Below are 27,000 nucleotides of genomic sequence, written 5' to 3'. Positions count from 1 at the left end.
AACAGCTTATGAGTACGAACAGCCTTCTGAAAAGTGATTCCTATGTCTCAAAAACCGGCCGCAGCCTGATCTCCGGATTTATTGGCGGTCTTGCCGGAACGGCAGTAAAAAGTCTTATCGAACAATTTTTACCAGTAAGAAAAGTGGAACAGCGATCGGCTCAAATAAAGATAGTAGACGATCTGTCCACCAAAATAACAGGCACTCCCATTAGCACACAAAATGAAGCCCTTGCAGAACAATTAGTCAGTCTGCCGGTTGGTGGCTCACTTGGTGCCGCATATGGATATGGAAAAAAAGACAGGCTCGGATTAAGACCTATGGACGGGGTGATCTTTGGAGCCACTACCTGGGCCTCCACTCATGAAACTTCCCTGCCAATCATGGGACTTGAACCAAAGCCTACCGATGTACCTATACGCATGCAAATGAACGAACTTTTCGCTCATGTCGCATTCGGGATCACCACCGAACTCGTAAGACATTACCTTGAAAAACAGCTAAGGGATTAATTAGTTCTCCAGTTGCCGGAGCATCTTCCTTATCCTGTCTTCCAGTTTTTCTGAAGTCAGTTTTTCCCGCAACCTGTCTGTAATTATCGGAAATGAAAATGGAGTAGGTTTTTCACATTCCTTCCAGACTATTTTCTGCGTAGCAATCCTTTCCAAAGCCTGCCTCAAACGACCTTCTTCCAGCTGGTGTTCAAAAGTTTCCCTGAAAGCCTGGCGGTAAAGCAGGTTATCTTCCTCATAATCCCTGAAAACGCTGAACAATAACTGCGAATTGGATTGAAGATGTTTGCTTTTAACAAGTTTATTGGGATAGCCTGTAAACACAAGCCCCGCGATCACCGCCACATCCCTGAACTTTCTCCGGGCCATTTCAGTTGCATTGAGACTTTTGTAAAGATCATCCATTAGGTATTCGGCACTAAAAAGATCGTTATCTATCACCTGCTGCATATCGATAGGCTGATCTGATAAAAGTTCAAATCCATAATCATTAAAAGCGATGGAAAAACTTATAGGCGATAAAAGGCTGATCCTGTATGCGAGCAGGCTTCCCAGAGCTTCATGTACAAATCTGCCTTCAAAAGGATAGAATATGGCGTGATAGCCTTCTCTCGTCTTAAAAGTTTCTATAAGGAACTCATTATTTTTAGGTATAATCGATTCCTTCTTCTGGCGTTTAAAGATCGGCCCCAGTGCAGAAAGCTCCCTGCTTCTCTTTTTTCCCTTTTTAAGTGTGGCAGCTGTATACATCTCCTCCCTTAATAACTCACTCATCTGTGCCGAAAAGGTCATTCTTCCTCCAACCCAGCTTGGAACCTTTGAAGTTTTTCTGGAAGATTTCCTCACCAGTACCTGCATATTCTTGATATGCACGAGTTCGAGATTTCTGCCTGCAAAGGTAAAGACGTCTCCAGGTTTCAGTTTGGAGATAAACCATTCTTCAATAGTGCCGATATAACCGCCTTTCATATATTTCACACTTAGCACGGCATCGCTTACTATGGTTCCAATCTGCAGGCGATGACGCATCGCCACTCCACGGTTGTTAATTTTAAAGCGGCCGTCCTCTTCTATCTCTACTTTTTTATACTCATCATAGGCCTGCAGACTCTGGCTACCCTTAGTGATAAAATTCAGGATCCATCTCCATTCCTTTTCAGTGATTCCCTGAAAACAGTAGGTAGAAGCTACCTCAGGAAAGATCTCTTTTGGATAGAATCCATCAGAAACCGCCAGCGTATTCAAATACTGGACCAGCACATCATAGCTCATCAGGTAAGGAATCCTGTCTTCCACCGCTTTTTTCTCTACCGCTTTCTGCAGGGCTGAAGCCTCAATAAGTTCTATCGCATGGGTTGGTAGAAAATAAATAAGGCTGACCTTCCCTGGCTGATGCCCACTTCGGCCGGCACGCTGAAGAAATCGGGCAACTCCTTTAGGCCCGCCTATCTGGATAATGGTTTCCACCGGGGCGAAATCCACTCCAAGGTCCAGGCTGGAAGTACAAACTACCGCTTTCAGGCTTTCATTTCTAATCGCCTGCTCAACCCATAAACGGGTTTCTTTATTTATACTTCCATGGTGCATGGCCACTTCCCCGGCAAATTCAGGATATTTATGCATCAGCTTCTGAAACCAGATCTCGCATTGAGACCTGGTATTGGTAAATAACAGAGTGGTCCGGGATTCCTTAATGATAGGCACTACCTCATCTATTAAATGAAGACCCAAATGACCCCGCCAGGGAAACTTCTCCATTTTCTCCGGAATGATGGACCTTACATCAATCTTTTTCTTAAGATCGGCCTTTATCATGACAGAATTCTCCAAAGCTTGAGATTCCGGGCCCAGCAATACTTCTCTAGCCTGCTGAAGATTTCCAATAGTGGCTGATATTCCCCAGATCCTGAGGTCTCTTGAAACAGTCTTCAGTCTTGACAATCCCAGTTCAATCTGTACACCTCGTTTGGTTCCGAGTAGTTCATGCCATTCATCAATGACGACAGCCTGCAGATCTTTGAATGTCTTCTGATAGTTCCTGGAAGAAAGCAAAAGGTGTAAACTTTCAGGGGTAGTGATAAGCAGATCTGGCATAGCTTTCTTTTGAGCCGCCCTTTCCTGTTGGGAGGTATCGCCAGTGCGTATCCCCACCGTAAATTGAGTCCCGAGCTCCTCTGCAAACCTGCTTGCGGCCTGTTCAATTTCTACCGATAGAGCCCTGAGCGGCGTGATCCATATCGCCTTCAGTCCCTTTTTGTGCTTTGTCCCGAAATCGGAATTTTTTTTGATATGATCAAGAACTATGGGAACCCAGAGCGCATAAGTCTTTCCGCTCCCTGTAGGCGCATTTAGCAAACCGTTCTTCTTCTGAAGATAGGCTTTCCAGGTATCACGCTGAAATTTGAAAGGTTTCCAGCCCTGATTGGCGAACCAATCTTCTGCAAGGTCTAATAGTTCTTTTTGATTCATTTAAGCTGATAAAAATTTTACTCTGCGCCTCTGGATTCTGAAACCTGTGAGGCTCTATTAAATGGGTTAGGGAATAAGGGCTTTTAATTCCTCCAAAGTGTTAGCTTCGTGTATATTCTTATCGGTTCTCCATCTGAGTATTCGCGGAAACCTTGTAGCTACTCCGCTCTTATGCCTTTTGGATTCCGCAATACCTTCAAAGGCGATCTCAAACACATGATGAGGCCTCACGCTTCTTACGGGACCAAATCGTTCAAGTGTGTTCCTCTTTATCCAGGCATCAAGCTCGCGGAATTCCTTATATGTAAGGCCGGAATAAGCTTTGGCAAAGGTTACCAGCTCTTCTTTTTCTTCGTCCCAAAGTCCAAAGGTGTAATCGGTGAAAAGATTACTTCTTCTTCCGTGACCTCTCATCGCGTAGGTGAGCACGGCATCAACTGTAAGTGGTTCCACCTTCCATTTCCACCAGTCTCCTTTTTTCCTTCCAACAAGATAAGGAGAGTCAAGCCGTTTCAGCATCAGCCCTTCAGACATCACTTCCCTGGCATTTTCCCTTTCCGCAGCCGCTTCCTCCCAGGTATTGAAACTGATGGTTTGAGACAGATGCAGGGGAAAATCTTCTGAAGAAATTTCCCGGTAAAGTCGCTCCAGGATCTCCCGGCGATTCCCAAAGACCATATCCCTGATATCCTCCCCATTCCATTCAAGAATGTCATAGACCTTAAGAATAACAGGGGTTTTTTCAAGTAGTTTTCTGGTGATATTCTTTCTTCCTATGCGGGTTTGAAGATCCTTGAAAGTTCCTATCTGTCCTTTTGGGAAAGGCAGGATCTCCCCATCCAGGACAGTCCCATTAGGAATGTTATCTACAAAAACTTCAAATTCAGGATATTTATCGGTAACAAGTTCCTCACCCCGGCTCCAGACAAAAAGTTCATCATTCCGTATAATCACCTGTGCCCTTATGCCATCCCATTTATGTTCAGCGCTCCACTCAGCCACATCTCCCAGGTTGGCCGGTTCATCTTCTATGGCATAGGCCAGATAGAACGGATATGGTTTCGAAAGAAAATCTTCCTCGTGTTCCTCCAGAATAAGCTTATTGAAAGATATTTTTGACGGATCCCAGTTCCCCATCATTTTATAGGCAAGTATATCCTCGTCAATATCGGTAGCCCTGGAAAGCGCCCTGGTCATTAGTTTCTGACTAACGCCTATCCTGAAACTTCCTGTGATCAGTTTTGTAAAAACGAAGCGCTCATAGTAATTCAGGTTAAGCCAGTTCTCGAACAGGTATTTCTTCTTTTCCTCATCGGGTTTCTTTTTGAGATTGATGATTTCCTGAAGAAACTGGTTCAGGCTTTTTTCAGTAGACTTTTCAGAACGCGGGATCACCAAAGCGATAGTCTCTGCAAGATCGCCTACTATATGATAGGATTCCTCGAAAAGCCACAATGGAATGCCGGCAAGTTCTGAAGCCCATTCTCTCATAAGAGTAGTATTTACAGGGCGGGGTGGTCTCCTGTGGCTCAGGATCGCGATGGTCCATACCTTATCTTCCGGAGGGGCCTGCCTGAAATATTCGGTGAGGGCCTCCACTTTCAATGTGGTCTTATTGGTACTGTCCAGCGTCTTAATTAATTCAGCGAATGCCTTCATGCCGATTCCCTTTCATTTTCTGACTCCATTTGACCAATTTCACCTTCATACTGGGTTTCTTCGGTACGCGCGTCATAACCCTGTTCTCTGAGAAACCTTGAAAAAATATCGGTATAACCGTGGGTACAGATCACTTTTTCGCAGCCAGTCTCTTTAATGGATGTAAGCAATCCCTGCCAGTCACAGTGATCGCTCAGCACGAACCCCTTGTCTATTGCCCTGCGCCTTCGCGCTCCCCTAAAGGTCATCCATCCACTTGCCGAGGCAGTAACAAACGGAACCATCTTTCGTATCCAGGCAGAACCATGTGCGCTGGGCGGTGCAAGCACGATATTGCCTTTAATTTCTTCCTTTTTCGTGTCGTGTGTTATCCGGGTCGTTTCCGGAAATTGTGCCTGATGTCTTAAAACTTCAGTCATGTTCTCGATAGCTCCATGAGTATAGATCTTTCCAATTGAAGTATCCAGGTTTTTCAGCAAACGTTGTGCTTTCCCTAAGGAATACCCGAATAATACCGAGGTCTTTCCATCATCTTGATTCTGCTGCCACCAGGTATTGATATCTTTCATCACCTGCTCCTGGGGAGTCCATTTAAAGGCTGGTAAACCAAAGGTGCATTCCGTAATAAAAGTGTGGCATTTTACAGGCTCATAAGGTATAGCTACGCCGTCATCCTCGGTCTTGTAATCCCCGGTAAAGACCCAAACCTCTCCCTTGTATTCCACCCTTATCTGCGAGGAACCAATGATATGACCTGCAGGATGCAAAGAGAATTTCACGCCATTAATGCTAAAAGTCTCATTCCATTCAACACCGCTTACCTCTATATCTCCCAAGCGGTGTTTAATAATGGGAACATTACTGCTATGAGTGATATATTGCCTGTGTCCCCATCGGGCATGATCGGCATGGCCATGTGAGATGATCGCCTTTTTTACCGGCTTCCACGGATCCAGGTAAACGTCAGCCTTTTCACAATAGATCCCCTTTTCATTAAAAGCGAGCAATGGTGTTTTCATAACAGTTTTGAAGATTCCTGAATTTAAATAATTGTAGTTTCAGCAAAAAGAGATTAAGAAAAGATTAGGGAATGATGAATATGATTTTAAATTTACATTGAGATTTAAACCTCAAGGTTTGCCTATATTTGTAGTAACAAAACCCAAAGAACAATGTCTTTTTCAGATCTATTCGGCTCAGGAGAGCACCTAAGGAATCTTAGTCACTTTGCGTCAATCGTGAACCTTGCTGCGATAGACGGCGAAATAAATAACGAGGAAGAAGTGCTTTTAAAACGTTTTGCGCGTAAACTGGATATAAGCGAAGACGAGTATGAAAAAGTGATAGAAAACCCACTCGCTTTCCCTTTAACCGGTTATAACAGCGTAGAAAAAAGACTGGAGCGCCTTCACGATCTTTTCAAGATAATCTTCGCAGATCATGAGATAGACGACGAAGAAACGGAACTTATCAAACGTTACGCCATAGGGCTTGGTTTCTCAAGCCAGGCTTCTGAAGGAATCATTAACCGTTCTATACAGATATTCAGCGGTCAGCTAAACTTTGAAGACTATCGTTATTTACTTGAAAAGGAAAATGACTGAGACTGAGCGTTAGACTCGGCGTTTTTCATAAATTCTTCAGCCTTTTCCACCATTTTTCTGCTTCCGCAGAAGAAAGGCACTCTCTGATGCAGTTCTGTAGGCTCAATATCCAGTATTCTTCGGAAACCGTCACTTGCCTTACCCCCGGCCTGTTCTGTAAGAAAAGCCATTGGATTGCATTCGTATAATAACCTTAATTTACCATCACTGGCCTTGGAGCTTTTGGGATACATAAATATCCCGCCTTTTATCATGTTCCGGTGAATATCGGAAACCATGGAACCAATATACCTAGATGTATATGGCCTGTCGCCTTTTTCTTCCTGGCAGTATTTAATGTAATCTTTCACTCCCTGGGGAAAATGCACGTAATTCCCTTCGTTGATGGAGTAAATTTTTCCTTCTTCAGGGAATTTCATATCCGGATGGGATAAATACCACGAACCTAATGCGGGGTTAAGCGTAAAACCATTCACTCCGTGCCCGGTAGTATAAACCAGCATTGTCGAAGTCCCATAGATAATATAACCCGCAGCAACCTGTTTGTTTCCAGGCTGGAGAAAATCTTCCAGTTGAACAGGGGTTCCCAGCGGTGTAACTCTTCGGTAAATTGAAAAGATGGTTCCCACCGATACATTTACATCTATGTTGGAACTACCGTCCAGCGGATCCATTAGTACCACATATTTATTCTGGTCATCCCCATTATGCCCTTCAATTCTTATAAAATCATCGTTCTCTTCAGAAGCTATTCCACAAACGATCTCCCTGTTGGTAAGGGTCTGGATGAATTTATTATTGGCATACACATCCAGTTTCTGCTGGTCTTCACCCTGAACATTGGTCTCACCATACGCCCCGATAATATCTACCAGTCCGGCTTTATTTACCTCGTGATTCACCACCTTAGCGGCTAGCCTGATGGAATTGATCAGTCTTGAAAGTTCTCCGGACGAGCCCGGAAAATCTGCCTGATTTTCAATTATGAATTCTCCAAGGGTCTGATTTTTCTTAGGCATGATATGAATTTGCGTTTCTGTCGGCTAAAATATCAAAATTCATACTTACTACAACGTTTTCGTGACAATCTTTAGCATTGTTTACATTTGTTTATAATACTTTTAAGAACGGCGAAAAGCCATTACTGGTTTTGCTGACGCCCTGAATAATGAACACAGATCAAAAATACTTTCAATGAAAATTAATATACGCAAGGCGCAAAAAGAGGATATGGGAGAGGTGCTGAAACTCATCAAGGAACTGGCCGTATTTGAAAAGGAACCTGAAGCAGTGATCATAGATGAAAATGACTTGATAAGGGATGGCTTTGGAAAGAATCCAGCCTTTCACTGTTTTGTAGCGGAAGCCAATGAAAAGATTGAGGGAATGGCACTGGTGTATTTCAGGTACTCTACCTGGAAAGGAAAGACAGTTCATCTTGAAGATCTTATCGTACGGGAGAAATTCAGAGGAAAGGGGCTTGGATCTGCGCTTTATACCGAAGTGATAAAATTTGCTGCTGAAGAAAAGGTAAAACGTACCGAATGGGTGGTCCTGAACTGGAATAAGACCGCGGCCGATTTTTACAGGCGAAGCGGAGCAGATGTAATGGAAGACTGGGATACCGTGCAGATGGATGAAGAGGCCATGCACAAATATCTACAGGAAAAAGGTCTTCTTTAAGAAGCTATTAATAGGCTTCTGGAATTCAATCCGTATTTTTGTTAATAATCATGCAATAAGCCATCCTGGTATTCTTTATCATAAAAGTGGGATTATTCTCGAATTGCATGGACCGTTAGAAAACAAATAATTGACCAATGGAATATACAATACGTGAAGCTCGTCGTGAAGATATGAAAGCCGTCCTGGAACTCATTAAGGAACTGGCCGAACATGAAAATCACCTGGAAGATGTAGAAGTCACCATTGAAGACCTGGAAAAAGAAGGTTTTGACAATGGCAATTTCAAATGTTTTGTGGCAGATGTTGCCGGAAAGATCGAAGGAATGGCCCTGGTGTATTTCAGATTCTCTACGTGGAAAGGCCGAACCGTTCACCTGGAAGACCTCATCGTACGAGAAAATATGAGAGGGACAGGACTTGGCGGAGCACTTTACCGGCAGGTTGTGAAATATGGCCACGATCATGGCGTTAAACGTATTGAATGGATAGTTTCTGAAGGCAATAAGAACGCGATCGAATTTTACGAAAACACCGGCGCGAAGATTAAGGAAAGCTGGAAGACCGTTCATATGGAAGAAAGCGGAATCAAGAAAAATATTAAAAAGAAGTGATCAAAGTCTTTAAGTTTGGAGGTGCATCTGTTAAAGATGCCGATGGTGTAAAAAATCTGATCAAAGTACTTAACGAAACTGGCAATAATAATAAACTGATAGTGGTCTCTGCCATGGGAAAAACCACTAATGCCCTGGAGGTCGTGGTTAAGGATTATCTGGAATCTGCCAAAGTCCCCGATAGTCTGGAAATTGTAAAGGACTATCATCGCAATATCATAGAAGGACTTTTCCACAGCGATCAGGCACCGGTATGGTTCAGGATAGAAACACTTTTCACCGAACTTGAAAATTTCCTTGAGCATAACAAATCAACTCAGTACGATTTCGTGTATGACCAGATAGTGAGCTACGGGGAGCTTATCTCCACAACTATCGTAAGCGAATACCTCAATTTCCAAAACATACCAACTAACTGGCTGGATGCCAGAGATCTTATTAAGACCGATAATACTTACAGGGACGCCCAGGTAGACTGGAATAGTACACAGGAACGCATACAGGCAACGGTAGACCCCAAAAAGCTGAATATAATTCAGGGTTTTATAGCCTCAGACCCCAATAATTTCACTACTACGCTTGGCAGGGAAGGCTCGGATTACTCGGCAGCCATTATGGCCTATTGCCTCAATGCTGAAAATGTTACTATCTGGAAGGATGTTCCCGGAGTGCTGAATGCCGATCCCAGATTTTTCAGCAAAGCACAACTACTAAACAAGATCTCGTATGAAGAAGCCATCGAGCTCGCATTTTACGGTGCTTCGGTAATTCACCCAAAGACCCTTCAGCCTTTGCAAAGAAAGGAGATCCCTCTTTTTGTACGCTCCTTCCTAAACCCTTCTGAAGAAGGAACCGCTGTTAGCAAGGGAAAGACCATACATCCGGAGATTCCCTGCTTCATTGTTAAGAAAGATCAGGTGTTAATCTCTCTTTCTTCGCTTGACTTCTCCTTTATGGTAGAAGAGAACATTTCTGAGATCTTCAGATTATTCCATCAGTACCAGATGAAAGTAGATCTTATCCAGAATTCGGCGATCAGCTTCAGGGTGTGTGTAGACAATAGGTTTAACCATCTGGAAGACCTTATACAGCATCTAAAAGCAAGATTTAAGGTGAGCTATAAGACAGGAGTCTCTTTATATACCATAAGGCATTTCAGTCAGCAGGCTATAGATGAATTAGAAAAGGATAAAAATGTGCTTTTAAAACAACTTACGCAGAATACGGTTCAGCTGGTTACTGAAAACTAAATTTTGATTTCTTATTTTTGGTTAACACAAACCAATCAACCATGGGAATCGTAAGTGCCAAAGAAGTTGCCAATGTAATGAACCTTCGTAAGTTTGGATTCCTTGGCACCGGTCTTGGATGGCTGGTCCTTAAAACGACAAAGCTTTCCAGGATCAACAAAGAATACGAAAAAAGAAAGCATCTAAAGGGTACACACTTCATTGAGTCTATTTTAAACGAATTTGAAATAGATTACGAGATCCCGGAAAAAGACCTTAAACGCATTCCCAAGGAAGGACCTTTTATCACCATTTCCAATCATCCACTGGGCGGGATAGACGGGATGATCCTCATGAAACTGGTCCTGGAAAAGCGACCGGATTATAAAGTTATCGCCAATTTTCTTTTACAGCGCCTGGAGCCTTTGAAACCGTATATTCTGCCAGTGAATCCGTTTGAAGATCACAAAGAAGTCAGTTCCAGCTTAAGCGGAATGAAAAAGTCCATAGCTCACCTAAAGGAAGGGAATGCCCTGGGAATTTTTCCGGCCGGGGAAGTCTCCACCTACCGGGATAAAAAAATCATTGTGGATAAACCCTGGGAGCCTTCAGCGATGAAACTAATTCAGAAGTCAAAAGTACCAGTTGTTCCTATCTATTTTCATGCTAAGAACAGCCTGTTCTTCTACAGGCTGGCATCTATTAGTGACCTTCTTCGCACGGCCAAACTACCCAGTGAAATGCTAAGCCAAAGGCGCAGAAAGATCAAAGTAAGGATCGGGCTTCCCATCTCTGTGGAAGATCAGCAGGAACATTCCAACCTTGAAGCTTATACTGCATTCCTGAGGCGTAAGACCTATATGCTCGCCAATGTATTTGAAAGAAAGAAGTTACTGGGAAGTCTTCCTAAATCGCTGAAGATCCCACGATCCCCAAAGGATATTGCACAGGAGACCAATGTTGAACTTATGTGTGCCGAAGTGGAGAGTTGCCGTAAGATGGATAAAAGGCTTCTTCAAAGTAAGAATTATGAAGTCTTCCTGGCAAAAAGAGAGGTTATTCCCAATATTCTGAATGAAATAGGACGACTGCGGGAGATCACCTTCAGGGAGGTTGGCGAAGGCACAAACAATAGCACAGACCTGGACAAATTCGATGAATATTACCACCATCTATTCCTTTGGGACAGCAATGCAAAGAAGATCGCAGGAGCTTACAGAATGGGAATGGGTCATGAGATATATAACACCTATGGAATTAACGGTTTTTATCTTCAGGACCTGTTCAGGTTCGAGCCGGAACTGCATAAAATGATGAGCCAGTCCATTGAAATGGGCAGAGCCTTCATTATTAAAGAATATCAGCAAAAGCCAATGCCTTTGTTCCTGCTTTGGAAAGGGATCGTGCATTGCACCCTCAGATTTCCCGAACATAACTATCTTATAGGCGGCGTGAGCATTAGTAATAAGTTCAGCAACTTCTCAAAATCGCTCATGATAGAATTCATGAAGTCCAACTATTACGATCCGTATATCGCCCAGTATGTTAGACCAAAAAAGGAGTTCAAGGTGAAACTGGAAGATGCCGATAAGGACCTGGTCTTTGATGAAAGTCAGTCAGATCTTAACAAGTTCGATAAGATCATCGACGAACTGGAAACCGAGAACCTGAGACTTCCGGTACTCATTAAAAAGTATATCAAGCAGAACGCGAAAGTGGTTGCCTTTAACGTTGATCCTCTTTTTAATGATGCCGTTGACGGATTGATGTACATTCGTATAGCCGATCTTCCCGAAAGCACCGTGAAGCCGGTCATGGAAGAATTTCAGAAAGAACTGGAGGAAAGAGCCGCGGGGAATGGTAATCAATGAGTAGCAGGAGAGGGAAAAATTTGATAAGTTGTTAACTTATTGTTATTCCCGGGATCTTACTGGAAATTCTTTTTAATCCTTCTTATCTTTCTTATCATTAGAAAATAAAAAATTCATTCAACAATTATGGAAAATATACTTATTGCCGGTGCTACGGGTGCTACCGGAAAAAGAGTAATAGAAATACTTAACAGTTCTGAAAGCTTTAATCCGCTGGCACTTATTCGCAAGGAAGAACAAAGGCAGATCTTTGACGATATGGAAGTGGAAAGCGTGATGGGAGATCTTGAAGGCGACGTGAGCCATGTGATGAAAGGCATAGATAAGGTGATCTTTGCCGCAGGCTCCGGCAGCAAGACGGGTCCTGACAAAACTATCGCCGTAGATCAGGAAGGAGCCAAGAAACTAATAGATGCTGCGAAAAAAGCCAAAGTAAAGAAATTCGTTATGCTGAGTGCAATGGGCACCGATAATCCTGAAGAGCATAAGGAACTGGAACATTATCTTAAAGCGAAAAAAGAGGCCGATGATTACCTGAGGGAAAGCGGACTTACCTATACGATCGTGCAACCCGGAAGACTTAGTGACGACCTGGGACTTGCAAAGGTCAAGGTAGCTGAAAAGTTAAACGAAAGAGGAGAGATCTCAAGGGATGATGTAGCATTTATCCTGGTGATGTCTCTTGCCGATCCGCTGGTAAAAAATATGTCTTTTGAGGCTCTTGAAGGTGAGGAATCTATCAAGGCTGCTCTAATAGATATTTCAAATCTGTAAAAGATCTTATAGGAAGGCTTTATCATTGGGCTCCCAAAGCTCAATTTTATTGCCTTCCGGATCTATGATCCAGCCGAATTTCCCGTAGTCGTAGGTTTCCATTTCACCCACCACCTGTACACCTTCTTCTTTTAAGGTTTCAAGCAGTTCCTCCAGGTTCTCAACCCTGAAATTCATCATGAATTGCTTTTCTGAAGGCTTATAGTAATCGGTATCCTCGTTCATGGGACTCCACTGGGTGGAACAATCATTACCTTCCTTATCCTTCCACCAGAAGGTACATCCATACTGATCTGTATTCAGACCTAAATGCCTGTTGTACCATTTTTTGATATTGTCAGGATCCTTTGATTTAAAGAAGAATCCACCCAGACCGGTCACACGTTTTTTCATATTTTCTATTTATTGCCGGCATCCCCCTCTCCAAACTCGGCTATGATCTTATCGGCGATCACCTCTGCCAGTTTTTGATGGGACTCCACCGTCCATCCCGCCACGTGAGGGCTTAAAATGGTATGTGGCATGAACATTAGTTCCCTTAGTGCTTCAGGGACAGGATCGGCTGCCCTTACCGCCACATTATTAGGATTGGAAAACAAACTTTCAAAAGATGACTTTTCATACTCCAGGACATCCAATCCGGCCCCGAGGATCTTTCCTTCTTTGAGAGCTTCCACAAGATCTGCGGTAACCGCATTCTTCCCCCTGGCCGTATTTATGAACCAGAAAGGTTTTTTGAACTTCCCGATAAATTCCCTGTTAACCATCTGGTCTGTCTCTTCGGTCCATGGCACATGTAAGCTCACCACATCAGCTTTTTCAAAGAATTCATCATAGTCTACCTGGCGGGCATTCTCATCGGCAATTCCATCTTTGATGTCATAGAAGATCACATCCACGTCAAAACCTTTCAGTTTTTTGGCAAATGCCTTTCCCATATTTCCGTAACCTATAAGACCAACCGTCTTACCATCGAGCTCTACTCCGCGGTTCTCTTCGCGTTGCCAAAGGCCTTCGCGCACTTCTTTATCGGCTTTGTTCAGTCGGTTAAAAAGGGACAGCAACATTCCCAGGGAATGTTCTCCAACAGCGTTCCTGTTACCTTCGGGGGCAGAGAATAATTTTATCCCTCTTTCCCTGGCATATTCAACATCTATACTTTCCAGCCCCGCCCCAACACGAGCGATGAATTTAAGATTGGGAGCCGCGTCTATGAATTCACGGTCTATCTTATACCGGCTTCGTATCACGATGCCATCGTAAAGATGCTGATTCTGTAATGTCTCTTCTCTCGTCTGTTCGTAACCTTCAATATTATGGTGTCCTGCTTCTTCCAGTTTCCTCATCAAAGTTGGATGATTGGTATCGGCATGCAGAATGATCATTTTTTATCTCTTTTTCTGTTATTAATATTTAGCAATTTCCTACCCCTCCAGAATCGTTCCGAAAAAGCATAAATCACAAATTTAAAGAATGATTTTTACCGACCGAAGAATCTTACAGGCTTTCTAAAAACCAAGGATGGTTTTGGCGATATAAAAGAAGATAAAAATTCCACAAATATCGTTGCTTGTGGTGATAAATGGTCCGGTGGCTATTGCCGGGTCTATTCCCTGTTTATCCAGAATAATGGGTACAAATGTACCTATAAGGGCAGCGATCACAATCACGGTTAACAAAGACAGTGCAATAGTAAAACTAACCAGCTGTGGTAAACCTACGATCAGCCCGAATACTATAACCAGTGCACCCAGGGCCATTCCGTTGATCAGGGTGAGGCCAACCTCTTTGAGAAGACGGTTGAACAAACTTCCCTTAAGGTTATCGTTTGCAAGTCCCTGTACAATGATCGCACTCGACTGTACCCCCACATTACCTGCCATCGCGGCGATAAGCGGAGTAAAGAAGAAAAGTTCCACATAGTTAGCAAGGGCTTCATCAAAGCCTTTCATCACATATACCGCACCGAGCCCTCCAAAAAGACCTAGAATAAGCCAGGGCAAACGTGCACGTGTAAGTCGCCAGATACTTGCATCGGCCTCAACATCTTCAGAGATACCCGCCGCCATCTGGTAATCCTTTTCGGCTTCTTCCTTGATAAAATCAACAATATCATCAATAGTGACACGACCTACCAGCCTGTTCATCTCATCAACCACCGGAATGGCTTCAAGATCATATTTTTGCATGATACGGGCCACTTCCTCGCCTTCGGTATGCACATTCACATAATCCACATTCGGGATATAGATATCGCTGATATTCGCATGGCTGGGAGCAGTGAGCAGGTCCTTCAATGAAAGGCGGCCTTTGAGCTTGTTCTTATCATCAACCACATAAATGGAATGTACGCGGGTAACGTTCTCGGCCTGTTTGCGCATTTCGGTCATACAGCCTGTAACGCTCCAGTTCTCATTCACCTTTACCAGCTCTTTTGCCATCAAACCACCGGCAGAATTCTCATCATAACGCAACAGCTCCACGATATCATCGGCGTGCTGCTCATCGGTCATTTCAGAGATAACGTCCTGCTGTAATTCCAGGGAAAGTTCAGAGATGATATCGGCCGCGTCATCGGTATCCATCTCGTTAAGCTCATCGGCTATTTCCTTTGGAGAAAGGGATTCCAGGATACGCTCCCGTCTGTCCACTTCAAGCTCCATAAGAGCCTCCGCTGTTTGCTGGCTATCCAGAAGCTTTACGATGAAGGTAGCCTGCTCAATATCCAGTTCCGTAAGAATTTCGGCAATATCGGCGTGGTGCACTTCTTCAAGGTGCAGCAACAATTCCTCATTGTTCTGTTCTTCAATGAGGTATTTGATCTTATCGATTAATTCTTCACTTATCTGAAACTGCATACGGCTCAATTTTTTGTGTCAGTTCTATAAACTGCTGGAAACTGAGTTGTTCCGGCCGACTGCCAAAGATAGCATCTTCCCTTAAATTATCGGGAAGATTAAGATTTTTTAAACTATTTCGTAGAGTTTTCCGCCGTTGGTTAAAGGCAGTTTTCACCACCCTGAAGAACAGTTTTTCATCACAGGGAAGACTGAAGTTTTCCTTTCTTTTTAACCTCAGCACCCCACTGTCAACTTTGGGAGGCGGATTAAAGACCGAAGGTGGAACGGTAAAGAGATATTCGGCTTCATAGAAAGCCTGTACGAGTACACTGAGGATGCCGTAGGTCTTACTTCCTTCTTTCTCGCAAATTCGTTTGGCCACCTCTTTCTGGAACATCCCCGAAAATTCAGGGATCTGATCCCTGAACTCAAGTACTTTGAAAACTATCTGTGTAGAGATATTATAGGGGAAATTGCCGATTATGGCGAATTGTTCATTGCTGAAGATCTGCCGGAGATCATGTTTTAAAAAATCCTTTTCGTGAATGCGCCCTCGCAAATGCAGATAATTGTTTTCAAGATATTCAACACTTTCGGTATCGATCTCGATCACATGTACCTCGGCATCCTTTTGCAGCAGGTATTTGGTAAGCACACCCATTCCAGGGCCTATCTCCAGGACTTTATCGTAACCCTCGTAGCTCAGGGTTTCAGCAATCTTTTCCGCTATATTCTCATCGGTGAGAAAATGCTGTCCCAAATGCTTCTTAGCCCTTACATCTGAAGAATCTCTCCTTGACTCCTGCCTTCTCTTTTTCATAATTTCTATTTATTCCCTTCCTGTGAGACGGGCGGGGTAGGTTTTTACTGCTCGGTGATCACTTCCAGTTCTGTCCTGAAAGCCACGAACTTGCCTTCAAAGGCCTTTGATCTTGACCTGAGATCTTCAGCATTCTCTTCATAGTATGACTGAAGCATCTCCCTGCTTTCGGTGGTATACTGAACAGAATAAGTGATACCACCCATAGGTTCCTGAACCATCACTTTGGTCATAAGAGCCTTACTGAACTTTTTAGTGTCCAGCATATCGGGAATATGTTCTTCTTTCATCCATTTCAGCCATTCATCATGAATATCTTCCTGAACGTTGATGGTAACGTTATAAATGATCATCGGTATAATTTTAAATTTTAGGAACTATTCTATGGTATCCCCGCGAAGCATTCGGTATTTCTTTCGAGCTTCTACAAAGTAGATACTGTCGGCAAAGTTAAAGATAATTTGCTCGTAAAAGCTTTTTGCCTTCCCGGGATCCTGAAGCTGGTTCGCATAGAGCTCTGCCAGAAAGTAGTAGGCATTATCTGCCAGGATATCCTCCCTAAAGGAATCTATGATCTTAAGATAATTAGCCTCGGCTTTTTTATAGTCATGCTCCTCTTCGTACAATTTCGCCTGCCGCAACAGAGCCTCATCTTCGATCTTCTCTCCCTTATGATTCACCAAAATGGAATCAAGTAGCTGAATAGCCTGAGAATTCTTCTTCTGAAAAGCCAGCAGATCAGCCTTGGCAAATTTTCTAAGTGCAGTTTGTGTGGAATCTTCCAGGGAATTATCGCTGATAAGCAGGCTTAGTTCCATGGCATCATTAGCGATAAGCTGGGAGGTGGAAGTCTTTAGAATATCCAGCTGGGTCTTCGCCCACTCAAAATCTCCCTTATAATAACTCGTCCTGGCCACTTTATACCTTGCATTCTGGGCCATTTCATCGTTCTTTACAATATTCTGGATCTGGGAATAATAGATCAACGCCTCATTGAATTTTTCCTGCATCACCAGGATATCGGCCAGCGCCATTTTTACCTTTGCCAGATCGAAGTTGGAAGAGGTAAGATCGGCGGTTTCTTTCAGGAGTTTTACGGCCAGCTCCTTTTTATCCTGACGGAAAGCCATGAAATTGGCATAGTCTATCTGAAGATCGAGCGTTTCCTGAGTATAACCATATTCTCCCAGCAGTGTCTGAAAATCATTTTCTATTTCAGAATAAGCTTCGGGGCGGGCCGTCTCCAGTTTCAGTTTAACCAGGAAATGTCTTGCCTGAAGGTTGAAGGTTCGGGAAGGAGATTCATCAATCGCGTAGCTAATGATCTCCCTTGCATCTTCATAGGCTTCACCATCCCGGGCCAAAAGGGCAAGGTTCAAAATGCCCTGCAGGTCTTTATCTCCTCTTTTATAGATGGCTCTCTGCTGGGCGAACGCCTTATCATACTCCTTCTGCTGCACAAAGAGCCAGCTAAGCATTTCGTTGTATAGCAGGATGGGATTTTCCTGTAATCTCTTTAGCAGTAATTTCCTGAAAATGGTGTTGGCCTCACTTTGTGAATCTTCGGAAATATAGCGATTGAATTCCCTGTTTGCCAGCCCGTAGAACTTCATATCATCTTCTATAAGGTCCAGGTAATTGCTGAACATCTCTTCGATCTTCCCCTGTTCCCCATAGATACGTGCAAGCTGAAGATTGTAATTCCTGTCGGTATTAAGGGCCATCGCTCTTTCGTATGCTTTGGCCGCATAGTCCAGGAGGCTGTACTGTTCAAAGCCGCGCGCGATAGAATAAGCATAATTGGGTCTGCCCTCTATGGATTGCAGGGCTTCATCATAGAATTGCGAAGCCTTCTCAATATTTTCCTGAAGTTCGAAATTATGACCTATCTCTATAAGCAGGGAGGGATTATTGGCTGAAGTGTTCAGTCTTTCAAAAAGCATCTTTTCAGCCTTTTCGAATTCCTCCATCTGCTGGTATGAAGAGACAACCCCATTGAAAAAAGCCATATTGGCGGGGTTCTCTTTATAAAGCTGCTGGTAGACTTTCAGGGCTTTCTCGTATTCACCCTGATCAAAGAAATTCCTTGCCAGTTGTTCGCTTTGTGCAAAAACTCCCCAACCAGCACATAACCACAGAGCTATAAATAAAAAACAGCGCATATGTAAATATAAACATTTGCACTGTTTTAAATAATGTGTTAAAGAATTTATGTGGCAGGCCTCAGCGAACTATCAGTCTATCTTATCAAAACCACAGTAAGGCACAAGTACCTCCGGGATCTTTATTCCGTCAGCGGTCTGGTAATTCTCAAGAATTCCAGCAAGTACCCGTGGCAGGGCCAGAGCACTTCCATTAAGGGTATGAACAAGCTCCTTTTTATTCTCCTTGTTCTTATATCTTAACTTAAGCCTGTTAGCCTGGAAATTCTCAAAGTTCGAAACTGAGCTTATCTCCAGCCAGCGATCCTGGGCAGTAGAGAACACTTCAAAGTCATAGGTGAGAGCAGAGGTAAACCCAAGATCCCCTCCACATAACCTCAATATTCTGTATGGCAATTTCAGCTCTTTTAAAAGACCCTTTATATGTTCCACCATATTATCCAGAGCTGCGTAAGAGTTTTCAGGTGTTTCAAGCCTTACGATCTCCACTTTATCGAACTGATGCAAACGGTTGAGTCCGCGAACATGAGCTCCGTAAGATCCCGCTTCCCTTCTGAAGCAGGGCGTATAGCCCGTACACAGTACCGGAAAATCCTTTTCGTTCATCAGGTTATCGCGGAACATATTTGTAATAGGCACCTCAGCGGTGGGGATCATATAAAGATCATCTTCCGCAATATGATACATCTGGCCTTCCTTATCGGGCAGCTGACCGGTACCATAGCCTGAAGCTTCGTTCACCATCAGCGGCATCTGGTATTCGGTATAACCGGCTTCGGTAGCCTTATCCAGGAACCACGTGATCAGGGCTCTTTGGAGTCTTGCGCCTTTCCCTTTGTACACGGGAAAACCAGCTCCGGTCACTTTGTTCCCAAGCTCAAAATCTATGATATCATATTTCTTCGCCAGCTCCCAGTGAGGCAATGCGTCTTCAGCCAGTGTTGGAACCTCCCCTTCTTTATAAACCTCTTCATTATCCTCCTCGGTCATTCCTGCAGGAACAGATTCATGCGGAATATTAGGGATGGTATAAAGCAGGTTCTGAAGATCGGCTATGGTCGAAGTAAGTTTTTCAGAGAGTTCTTTAGACTCTTCCTTTAAACGGCTGGTCCTTTCCTTTAGCATATTAGCCTTCTGGTGCTCCCCGTTCTTGAACATCAGGCCAATCTCTTTAGACATCTTGTTGGAGCTGGCCAGGGTATCGTCAAGTTTAGCCTGGGTAGACCTTCTGGTCTCGTCCAGTGTTAATACCTGTTCGAAGATATCTTCTGCATTAAAGTTCCTCTTTTTAAGGGCTTTTATATACTCTTCTTTATGTTCTGCAATTTTGGAAACCTGTAACATAAGGCCGGATTTTTATTAACCGTTTATAATTTTTTCTAAGCTGCAAATGTAACAAAAGCAGGGAAGAAAATCAGTCTGAATCTGAAGGCAAAATCCAGTCGTGATGCTTAAAATGCTGCCATTCTTCTGCAGCAAGATCCACTTTTGGGTCGATAAGGGTTTTATAAGGCCTGCCATTAACACTAACTTTACTTTCCACATAGACCTCTACCTCCTTGCCTTTTTCAGCATATTCTTCTTCCAGTCGCTGTGCGAACTGCCAGATCATATCAGGCTTGGAAGTTACTGCCCTTCTTTGTTTCCTGGTGAGATAATCAGAGTTTTTTATATAGATCGTATCGCTGGTCCCCTTTTCAACCACCTTGAATTCGGCCCGGCCACTCTTGCCCCTTAGCATCATTCTCCAGCTAAGACGATGACCTTCCTCGGTCCACAGCACATCATCGGTAAAGAACCAGTGGCGCAAAGGCAGGCATAACTGAATAGTAAACCATACGGCCATACTTACCAGGAGCAGGTTACGCCAGGATGGCACTATTACTTCAGCCTTATCATAAAATTCCTTTTTACCGCGCAGGAATATCCTATTGATCGCTTCAGCAGGAAAAAATAAGATACAGAAGGCTAAAGACATATACGGGAATATGCCGATATGGAAAATGAAGCTATTGAAAAGATGAAAGAATATGGCAGCCAGGAATGCAGGCAACCTTGTCTTTTTCCATAATAATAATGGAATGATTAGCAGGTCGAAGATCAGCCCGAAATAGGCGATCGCATATCTCACCCACCATTCCTGCAGAAATTCACCCACCAGCCAGTAATCATCCTTTGATTTCATTAAAAGCGCGGGAAAACTACCGTCCAGCCAGTCCGGGTACATCTTCGCCACCGAAGCGTAGGTATAGACGATCCAGAGTTGCAGAACGATCATCACCCATACCCACCGTGGCATGGAGATCCTCCTGATGGAGGGGTTCATCCTGGCATCCAGCGAGAACCACCTGTTTGCCGGCAGGAAACACATGATGAAATTCACCAGCATGAGCAGGTAGTAATGATTATTATAAGAGGATTTCTGCATCAGGTAAACACCGGCCCACATAATAGTGTAGGCTATCATGCTCATCCTGTATTTAAAGCCCAGCATCACGAAGACGCCAAAGACGCCCATAACCGCATAATACCAGATCATCCCGTTTCCCGGAAGGGGTTGAAGGAATTCAAAACCTATAAAATTAAAGGTGAAATCCGGTTCTACCATGGTGCGCCTTACCCATCCCGAGAAGATGGAACCAAAGGCCTCGACAGCTATCAACAAACCGAAAAAAACCCGGAAAACTACCAGTCCGGAATTATCGACCTGTTTGAAAAGCCATCTATTGACCATAATTATCCCTGATGTATTGTATTGAAAATGCCTGGTCCTGCCTCATGGCAAGCTTCAGTTCTTTCACCGACCCGAACTTCTTCTCATCCCTTATCCTTACCAGGAGCTGAATTTGCAGCTTCTTATCATAAAGGTCCTTGTCAAGATCAAAGAAATAGGATTCTATGGTCTTCTCTTTTCCGCCCACCGTAGGATTAGTACCTATGTTCATCATCCCATAGCACATTTCGCCATCTATTAAGGCTCTTATCACATACACACCGTTCTTGGGGATAAGCTTATAGTCTTCCTTTAATTCCAGATTGGCGGTGGGAAAACCCAGGTCCTTCCCAATCCCACGACCCTTTACGATAGTTCCTGTTAAGGTGAATGGATGCTGAAGGTACATATTGGCCCTTTCCACCCTGCCTTCCAGAAGAGCATTCCGTATCTTGGTAGAACTTACAGCCACCTGCTCCACATCCTGCTGACTTATCTCCTCTACTTCAAACCCGAATTCCTCTCCAAAATTCTTCAGATCATTGATATCTGCCGTACGATTTCTGCCAAACCGGTGGTCATACCCAATAATGATCTTTTTAGCCTTTAGTTTGGTTACCAGGATATCCCGAACGAATTCCAGGGCAGTAAGTCTTGAAAACTGGTGTGTGAAAGGATGTATCACCAGGTGATCTATCCCGGTTTCCTCAAGAAGTTGTTTTCTTTCTTCTATAGTGTTTATAAGCTGGATGCCGCTTTCCTTTTGCAGCACCATTCTTGGATGCGGAAAGAACGTGAGGACTACCGAGTCCAGATTATTGGCGCGTGCAGAATTCACCAGCCGTTCTATGATCTTCCTGTGTCCCGCATGAACCCCGTCAAAAGTACCAATGGTCACCACCGTTTGTCTTTCACTTATGAACGAGTTTGCTCCTTTATGTTCTTTCATTTAAATAAAATTCACCAATCAAAGGATCTGCTAAATTTAAAAAGATTGGTATTCAATATTCCTTTTTCTTGCTTTCAATTCCTATTTCCCGTTGTAGGCGTTCATTGTATTTGATACCCCTGCGGTTCCAAAGGAAAGGATAAGCTCTGCCGAGGTCTTTAAACGCTCTGCCAATTTTTCTTCTTCCCCGGGAGACCATTCGCCCAGTACATAGTTCACCTGCTGGCCCTGGGAAAACTCATCGCTTATCCCGAATCTGAACCGGTTGTATTTTGTGGTATTAAGCTGCGTCTGGATATCCTTGAGCCCGTTATGTCCTCCATCACTGCCCTTGGTCTTAAGCCTTAACGTACCAAAAGGCAAATTAAGGTCATCTGTAACCACCAGTAAGTTCTCGAGTGAAATCTTTTCTTTCTGCATCCAGTAGTTCACGGCCTTACCGCTAAGGTTCATATAGGTACTGGGTTTAAGCAGAACGAAGGTGCGGCCCTTGAATCTAAGGGTCGCCACATCTCCCAGCTTCTGAGTCTCAAAAGCTACTTCTTTTTCGCGGGCAAGTTCATCCAGGATCTTAAATCCTACATTATGCCTGGTATTCTCGTATTTAGGGCCGATATTTCCCAGACCAACGATCAAAAATTTCTTCATGGGATCTGTTTTCTTCCCGGTCTCCTTTTTTCCTAAAATCCTTCCAAAGAATGAAAGCATCCAATTTTGTTTTGGTAAAGATAAAATTTATCAGATACTTTTAAATCTTAATTACGAAGAGCGGGATCAAAATTCATATTAAATAAAAAAGCATTCCGAAATTGGAAAGATCCAATCAGGGAATGCTTAGTATATGCTAAAGAAAATTTATTCTTTATCTTCTCCTTCTTTCACTGCAGCTTCGCTATCAACTTCAGAAGCTGGTACTTCATCTGCTGCTACTTCATCTTCATCTTCGTCTTCAAGATCTTCAACGATGTTACGTGAAGTTCTTACCTGACAGATTACAGTGTTATCCGGATGCTGGATCTTATAGTCATCGCTGGCTACGGCAGTTACATATAACTTCTGACCGATCTTAAGTTTGGTCACGTTAGCTACGATATAATCTGGAAGATCTCCTGGCAATCCTCTTACTTTTAGACGACGAAGGTTGTAACGTAGTACACCACCGTTCTTAACCCCTCTTGCAACACCTTCAGTGTGGATTGGGATTTCCATGGTAATTGGCTTGTCGTCAAAGATCTGATAGAAATCCATGTGCTGGATCGCATCAGTTACAGGATGAAACTGGATATCCTGAAGGATCGCGGCATAAGACTCTCCATCTTTCAACTTGATTTTTACAGTGTGTACGTCTGGTGTATACACTAAACTCTGGAACGCTATTTCCTCTGCTGCAAAGTGTAGTGGATCACCTTCTACCCCGTACAATACGCAAGGAACCTGTCCAGCATTACGTAGTGCCTTAGTTGCCTTCTTGCCTACGCTTTCTCTTTTAGATCCGTTGATCGTAATTGATTTCATTATAAAATGAGTTTTGGTTAACAAATGTCGTCAAGTTCTGGTGTGAACCGCCTTCATTTGCGTAAAAATTTCAGGCTGCAAAAGTAAGCGTTTTTATTTATCTATAAAACCCTGAAGCAGAAAAAGTTCTGTAGAAGTACGAAATAAGAAGTTAGAATTTAGAAGCAGACCTTCGTAATTCCAAATTCTAACTTCTAACTTCCAACATTCACATAGTCTTATCATTTTTTCAGTCCAAAAATCCTTAAATTGAAGTGGATATGAAAATTAGTTCAGCTGAAGGTTACGCAAACCGGCTTCAGCTTTAAGATTATGAGCGAGATACCAGACAATTCAACTCCAACCAAAAGGATCGCGGCCATAGACCTTGGCACGAATTCCTTTCACGCCGTCCTGGTAGACCTGTATCCAGACGGCAGCTACAGGACCATAGACAAACTGAAGGAAATGGTGATCCTGGCCGAAAAAGGCATGAAAGATCACCTTAGTGAAGATGCCATGCAACGGGGGCTGGATGCTCTTAAACGCATCAAATTCCTGTGTGACAGCAAGGACGTGGAAGAGATCCTGGCCTTTGCCACCAGCGCCATAAGGGAGGCAAAGAACGGTGGTGATTTTATCCAGCGAATGATAGATGAAGTGGGGATCAAGGCCCGTGCGATCCCGGGAAAAAGGGAAGCCGAGATGATAGGTTACGCCGTTAGGCACAGCATCGCCATGGATGATGAGATGGTACTCATGGTGGATATCGGCGGGGGTAGCGTTGAATTTATAGTGGGTAACAATGAAGAGTTCATCTACTACAACAGCTTTAAACTTGGAGTGGCCAGGATGGCCGCACGATTCGTCAGAAACGACCCCATAACCCAGAAAGAGATAAAGGAGCTTTGGGAACACTACCGGGAAACCCTGAAGGAAATTTCAGAAGTGGTCAGCGAACATTCGGTGAAGACGATCATTGGTTCTTCGGGGACCATGGAGAATATCGCGGCGATGATAGCCCAGCGCAATTCCATCAGTTCGGCCATGACGCTTAACGAACTGGTGTACCATGATGACGAATTCCTTCCGTTCTATGAGAACTTTATAAAGCTCAACCGGAAAGAACGGGCAAAAGAAAAGGAGCTGGACGAAAAACGCATAGACATCATCAACCCGGGAATGGTGCTGGTGAAATTCCTTATCGAGGAATTCAATATTCAGAATATAAAGATCTCTGAAGCTGCCTTGCGGGACGGGATCATCCTCAACTATATAAACAAGGAAAGATCCAGCTTACCTCTTATGGCGAGATTTTCGGATCCGCGGAAAAGGAGTGTGTTCGAGCTGCTTCGCAAGTGCAACTGGATGAAGGAACATTCTACCCACGTTGCGCAGCTGGCCCTGCAGATCTTCGATGAATTCCGGAAGGAGCTGAAGCTAAAGAAAGAAGACCGGGAACTGCTGGAATATGCCACGTATATGCATGATATTGGTTATTATATCTCCCACCGCAAACACCATAAACATGCGCTTTACCTCATCATGCATGCCGATCTTCGGGGCTTTACGGCTGATGAAATAAGCCTTATGGCCAATGTGGCGAGGTACCATCGCAGGTCCGTACCCAGGAAACGACATAAATTCTACCGGAAACTGGACAGTGACCTGAAACAAAGGGTGAAAAGATTATCGGGTATCTTAAGGGTGGCCGACGGACTGGACCGCAGCCATTACCAGAACGTGCAGGAACTGGAAATAGAAAAAGGCGCCGAAGTTATAAAATTCTATATCACCACCCAGGGAGATCCCGAACTGGAGATATGGGGTGCGATGAGGAAAAAGGAACTCTTTGAGGAAATCACCGGGAAGGAACTTGAGATCTATGCCGTGGAGCAGGACGCGAATATTCCCGTCGAAACCGGTAAGTAAACTGCTCGTTAAGATCCTGAAACAAGTTCAGGATGACGTGGCTATCACTGAAACCAATCGCCCTTCGACAGGCTCAGGACGGTAGCAAAAAAAGAAAATCATTGCGAACACAGGCAAACAGATCACTTTGCTCGCAATGATCTAAAGGATCTGCCACACTTCGACTCCGCTCAGTGTGACAGGTATAAATTACATAATGAATTTCGAGCTTATGGAACGGTTCTCGTTCACACGGTTCATCACATCGGCGAAAAGTCCGGCACAGCTAACCACTTTGATCTTATTGCTTTCCTGTTTTAGCGGAATTGAATCTGTAACGATAAGCTCCTGTAGTTTTGATTTTTCTATCCTGTCGTAGGCCTCTCCCGAAAGTACCGGGTGGGTACAGATGGCACGTACGCTAAGCGCGCCACGCTCCATCATCACATCGGCAGCCTTGGTAAGAGTTCCGGCGGTATCTACCATATCGTCTACCAGTACCACGTTCTTTCCTGTCACGTCACCAATAAGTTCCATATGGGAGATCACGTTGGCCTTGGCTCTTTGCTTGTAGCAGATCACCACATCACTTTCAAGGGCCTTTGAATAGGCATAGGCTCTTTTTGAACCACCCATATCCGGTGAAGCTATGGTAAGGTTATCAAGTCCCAGCTCTCTAAGGTGAGGCAGGAAGATGGTACTTGCGTAAAGATGATCCACGGGTCTTTCAAAGAATCCCTGGATCTGGTCGGCATGAAGGTCCATGGTGATGATCCTTGTAGCGCCGGCAGTTTCCAGGATGCTGGCGATCATCTTGGCCGCGATAGGCACACGGGGTTTATCCTTTCGGTCCTGTCTTGCCCAGCCAAAATAAGGGATCACCGCGGTGATATGCCTGGCAGAAGCTCTTTTGGCGGCATCCAGCATAAGGAGCATTTCCATAAGGTGATCGCTTCCCGGGTGCGTGGAGCCTATGATAAAGACCCTGGAACCGCGAACGGATTCTTCAAAAGAGGGCTGGAACTCACCGTCGCTATAGGTGGAGGTGATCACATTTCCCAGTTTGGAACCGTACTTCGCGGCGATATTCTCGGCCAGTTCCCGGCTTTGCGTACAGTTAAAGATCTTGGCTTCTGTAGTTGCAGACATGTTGTGTTGTTTTGTTGTGTGTGTTTACGTTTAGTCAATGCAAATTTAAAAATTATTCCTTGCGGTTGAGAATAAAACAGGGCAGTTGGAAGGATTCTTAAGGAGGAAAGAGAAATTTCCCTTTTTTAACCCAATTTATTACACAGCTAACCGTAAGATCTTAATTAAAAATATTAGCTTTATAATCCAATTTTCGTTATCTGGAATTCTATGAGTTAATCCTATAGTTTTTTGGGGAATATAACGAGTTGGCAACAAGCCGGAAGATGAAAAATATTGATACGAAAATATTGGTAGCAATTCCATTTTTGGCTTTCTTACTTTGCATTTTCTTTATTGCAACAGATCAAGGAGGATCAGCATTTGGAAATATTATTGATACACTGAGAATAACTTCAGTGATATTATTCATTTATTGTCTTCTACTTCTAATTGTTTCTTTTAAGAAAAATATCAAAAGAATTGAAGTTTGGTTTGTAATACTTATTAGTTCACCATTTGCACTAATTCTCATTTCAAGTAAAATCAATAAATGAATAATATCACT

The 27,000-nt window shown here is 43.7% G+C and carries 24 protein-coding genes; 8 read left to right on the top strand and 16 right to left on the bottom strand.

Features of this window, described 5'->3' with window-relative positions; genetic code table 11:
• Positions 1 to 8 precede the first annotated feature (8 nt).
• The gene (locus EZJ28_RS00120) at positions 9 to 512 is read left to right on the top strand and encodes a DUF1440 domain-containing protein (protein ID WP_131393631.1); all 504 of its coding nucleotides are present in this window, start codon (positions 9 to 11) and stop codon (positions 510 to 512) included.
• Here the strand turns inward: EZJ28_RS00120 and EZJ28_RS00115 are convergent, their stop codons facing one another.
• The 3 genes from EZJ28_RS00115 to EZJ28_RS00105 all read right to left on the bottom strand — a co-directional run bounded on the left by EZJ28_RS00115 (position 513) and on the right by EZJ28_RS00105 (position 5,659).
• Positions 513 to 2,981 carry a ligase-associated DNA damage response DEXH box helicase gene (locus tag EZJ28_RS00115; protein ID WP_131393629.1) on the bottom strand — a complete coding sequence of 823 codons (2,469 nt, stop codon included), beginning with the start codon at positions 2,979 to 2,981 and terminating at the stop codon, positions 513 to 515.
• Between the two features lie 66 nt (positions 2,982 to 3,047).
• Positions 3,048 to 4,640 carry an ATP-dependent DNA ligase gene (locus tag EZJ28_RS00110; RefSeq protein ID WP_131393627.1) on the bottom strand — a complete coding sequence of 531 codons (1,593 nt, stop codon included), beginning with the start codon at positions 4,638 to 4,640 and terminating at the stop codon, positions 3,048 to 3,050.
• Entirely contained in the window at positions 4,637 to 5,659 is a 1,023-nt protein-coding gene (locus EZJ28_RS00105) for a ligase-associated DNA damage response exonuclease (protein WP_131393625.1), read from the bottom strand. The genes EZJ28_RS00110 and EZJ28_RS00105 overlap by 4 nt, the downstream gene beginning before the upstream one ends.
• A gap of 153 nt (positions 5,660 to 5,812) precedes the next feature.
• Between EZJ28_RS00105 and EZJ28_RS00100 the strand changes: the two genes are divergently transcribed.
• The gene (locus EZJ28_RS00100; RefSeq protein WP_131393623.1) at positions 5,813 to 6,244 is read left to right on the top strand and encodes a TerB family tellurite resistance protein; all 432 of its coding nucleotides are present in this window, start codon (positions 5,813 to 5,815) and stop codon (positions 6,242 to 6,244) included.
• On the opposite strand, the gene fbp is transcribed toward EZJ28_RS00100, so the two are convergent.
• Positions 6,217 to 7,263, bottom strand: a complete 1,047-nt coding sequence (fbp, locus tag EZJ28_RS00095; protein ID WP_131393621.1) for a class 1 fructose-bisphosphatase — start codon at positions 7,261 to 7,263, stop codon at positions 6,217 to 6,219. The two genes, EZJ28_RS00100 and fbp, sit on opposite strands and share 28 nt — an antisense overlap.
• Positions 7,264 to 7,438: 175 nt before the next feature.
• On the opposite strand from fbp, the gene EZJ28_RS00090 reads away from it, so the two are divergent.
• The 5 genes from EZJ28_RS00090 (at position 7,439) to EZJ28_RS00070 (ending at position 12,415) form a co-directional block, all read left to right on the top strand.
• The gene (locus tag EZJ28_RS00090; protein ID WP_207388415.1) at positions 7,439 to 7,927 is read left to right on the top strand and encodes a GNAT family N-acetyltransferase; all 489 of its coding nucleotides are present in this window, start codon (positions 7,439 to 7,441) and stop codon (positions 7,925 to 7,927) included.
• 137 nt (positions 7,928 to 8,064) lie between these two features.
• Positions 8,065 to 8,541 carry a GNAT family N-acetyltransferase gene (locus tag EZJ28_RS00085; protein ID WP_131393619.1) on the top strand — a complete coding sequence of 159 codons (477 nt, stop codon included), beginning with the start codon at positions 8,065 to 8,067 and terminating at the stop codon, positions 8,539 to 8,541.
• The gene (locus tag EZJ28_RS00080; protein ID WP_131394814.1) at positions 8,541 to 9,791 is read left to right on the top strand and encodes an aspartate kinase; all 1,251 of its coding nucleotides are present in this window, start codon (positions 8,541 to 8,543) and stop codon (positions 9,789 to 9,791) included. The genes EZJ28_RS00085 and EZJ28_RS00080 overlap by 1 nt, the downstream gene beginning before the upstream one ends.
• Positions 9,792 to 9,832: 41 nt before the next feature.
• Complete coding sequence (locus tag EZJ28_RS00075) at positions 9,833 to 11,641, top strand: lysophospholipid acyltransferase family protein (protein ID WP_131393617.1); 1,809 nt, start codon at positions 9,833 to 9,835, stop codon at positions 11,639 to 11,641.
• A gap of 126 nt (positions 11,642 to 11,767) precedes the next feature.
• The gene (locus EZJ28_RS00070) at positions 11,768 to 12,415 is read left to right on the top strand and encodes an SDR family oxidoreductase (protein ID WP_131393615.1); all 648 of its coding nucleotides are present in this window, start codon (positions 11,768 to 11,770) and stop codon (positions 12,413 to 12,415) included.
• 6 nt (positions 12,416 to 12,421) lie between these two features.
• Here the strand turns inward: EZJ28_RS00070 and EZJ28_RS00065 are convergent, their stop codons facing one another.
• From EZJ28_RS00065 to EZJ28_RS00015, 11 genes are all read right to left on the bottom strand, one after another.
• Entirely contained in the window at positions 12,422 to 12,808 is a 387-nt protein-coding gene (locus tag EZJ28_RS00065) for a VOC family protein (RefSeq protein WP_131393613.1), read from the bottom strand.
• A 5-nt stretch (positions 12,809 to 12,813) separates the two neighbouring features.
• Positions 12,814 to 13,800 (bottom strand): 2-hydroxyacid dehydrogenase, encoded by a 987-nt coding sequence (locus EZJ28_RS00060; RefSeq protein ID WP_131393611.1) that lies wholly within the window; start codon positions 13,798 to 13,800, stop codon positions 12,814 to 12,816.
• 123 nt (positions 13,801 to 13,923) lie between these two features.
• Positions 13,924 to 15,273 (bottom strand): magnesium transporter, encoded by a 1,350-nt coding sequence (mgtE, locus tag EZJ28_RS00055; protein ID WP_131393609.1) that lies wholly within the window; start codon positions 15,271 to 15,273, stop codon positions 13,924 to 13,926.
• Complete coding sequence (gene rsmA, locus EZJ28_RS00050; RefSeq protein WP_131393607.1) at positions 15,254 to 16,075, bottom strand: 16S rRNA (adenine(1518)-N(6)/adenine(1519)-N(6))-dimethyltransferase RsmA; 822 nt, start codon at positions 16,073 to 16,075, stop codon at positions 15,254 to 15,256. The genes mgtE and rsmA overlap by 20 nt, the downstream gene beginning before the upstream one ends.
• 44 nt (positions 16,076 to 16,119) lie before the next feature.
• Positions 16,120 to 16,428, bottom strand: coding sequence for a DUF4286 family protein (locus tag EZJ28_RS00045; protein ID WP_131393605.1), 309 nt, complete (start codon positions 16,426 to 16,428; stop codon positions 16,120 to 16,122).
• A 24-nt stretch (positions 16,429 to 16,452) separates the two neighbouring features.
• Positions 16,453 to 18,237 (bottom strand): tetratricopeptide repeat protein, encoded by a 1,785-nt coding sequence (locus EZJ28_RS00040; protein WP_131393603.1) that lies wholly within the window; start codon positions 18,235 to 18,237, stop codon positions 16,453 to 16,455.
• A 72-nt stretch (positions 18,238 to 18,309) separates the two neighbouring features.
• On the bottom strand, positions 18,310 to 19,581 hold the full coding sequence (gene serS / locus EZJ28_RS00035) for a serine--tRNA ligase (protein ID WP_131393601.1): 1,272 nt from the start codon (positions 19,579 to 19,581) through the stop codon (positions 18,310 to 18,312).
• A gap of 70 nt (positions 19,582 to 19,651) precedes the next feature.
• Positions 19,652 to 20,971: an HTTM domain-containing protein gene (locus tag EZJ28_RS00030; protein ID WP_131393599.1), complete on the bottom strand. Its 1,320-nt coding sequence runs from the start codon at positions 20,969 to 20,971 to the stop codon at positions 19,652 to 19,654.
• The gene (locus tag EZJ28_RS00025; RefSeq protein WP_131393597.1) at positions 20,961 to 21,899 is read right to left on the bottom strand and encodes a bifunctional riboflavin kinase/FAD synthetase; all 939 of its coding nucleotides are present in this window, start codon (positions 21,897 to 21,899) and stop codon (positions 20,961 to 20,963) included. The genes EZJ28_RS00030 and EZJ28_RS00025 overlap by 11 nt, the downstream gene beginning before the upstream one ends.
• Before the next feature lie 81 nt (positions 21,900 to 21,980).
• Positions 21,981 to 22,607, bottom strand: coding sequence for an aminoacyl-tRNA hydrolase (gene pth / locus EZJ28_RS00020; protein ID WP_131393595.1), 627 nt, complete (start codon positions 22,605 to 22,607; stop codon positions 21,981 to 21,983).
• 147 nt (positions 22,608 to 22,754) lie between these two features.
• Entirely contained in the window at positions 22,755 to 23,414 is a 660-nt protein-coding gene (locus tag EZJ28_RS00015) for a 50S ribosomal protein L25/general stress protein Ctc (RefSeq protein WP_131393593.1), read from the bottom strand.
• Positions 23,415 to 23,726: 312 nt separating this feature from the next.
• Between EZJ28_RS00015 and EZJ28_RS00010 the strand changes: the two genes are divergently transcribed.
• Positions 23,727 to 25,325 carry a Ppx/GppA phosphatase family protein gene (locus EZJ28_RS00010; RefSeq protein ID WP_131393591.1) on the top strand — a complete coding sequence of 533 codons (1,599 nt, stop codon included), beginning with the start codon at positions 23,727 to 23,729 and terminating at the stop codon, positions 25,323 to 25,325.
• Positions 25,326 to 25,514: 189 nt separating this feature from the next.
• Here EZJ28_RS00010 and EZJ28_RS00005 read toward each other — a convergent pair whose 3' ends face one another.
• A complete protein-coding gene (locus EZJ28_RS00005) occupies positions 25,515 to 26,453 on the bottom strand; it encodes a ribose-phosphate pyrophosphokinase (protein WP_131393589.1) in 939 nt (312 codons plus the stop codon).
• Positions 26,454 to 27,000 lie beyond the last annotated feature (547 nt).

The sequence above is a fragment of the Gramella sp. KN1008 genome, from assembly GCF_004332155.1.
Taxonomy (GTDB): Bacteria; Bacteroidota; Bacteroidia; order Flavobacteriales; family Flavobacteriaceae; genus Christiangramia.
This window is presented reverse-complemented; position numbering and strand designations above follow the sequence as displayed.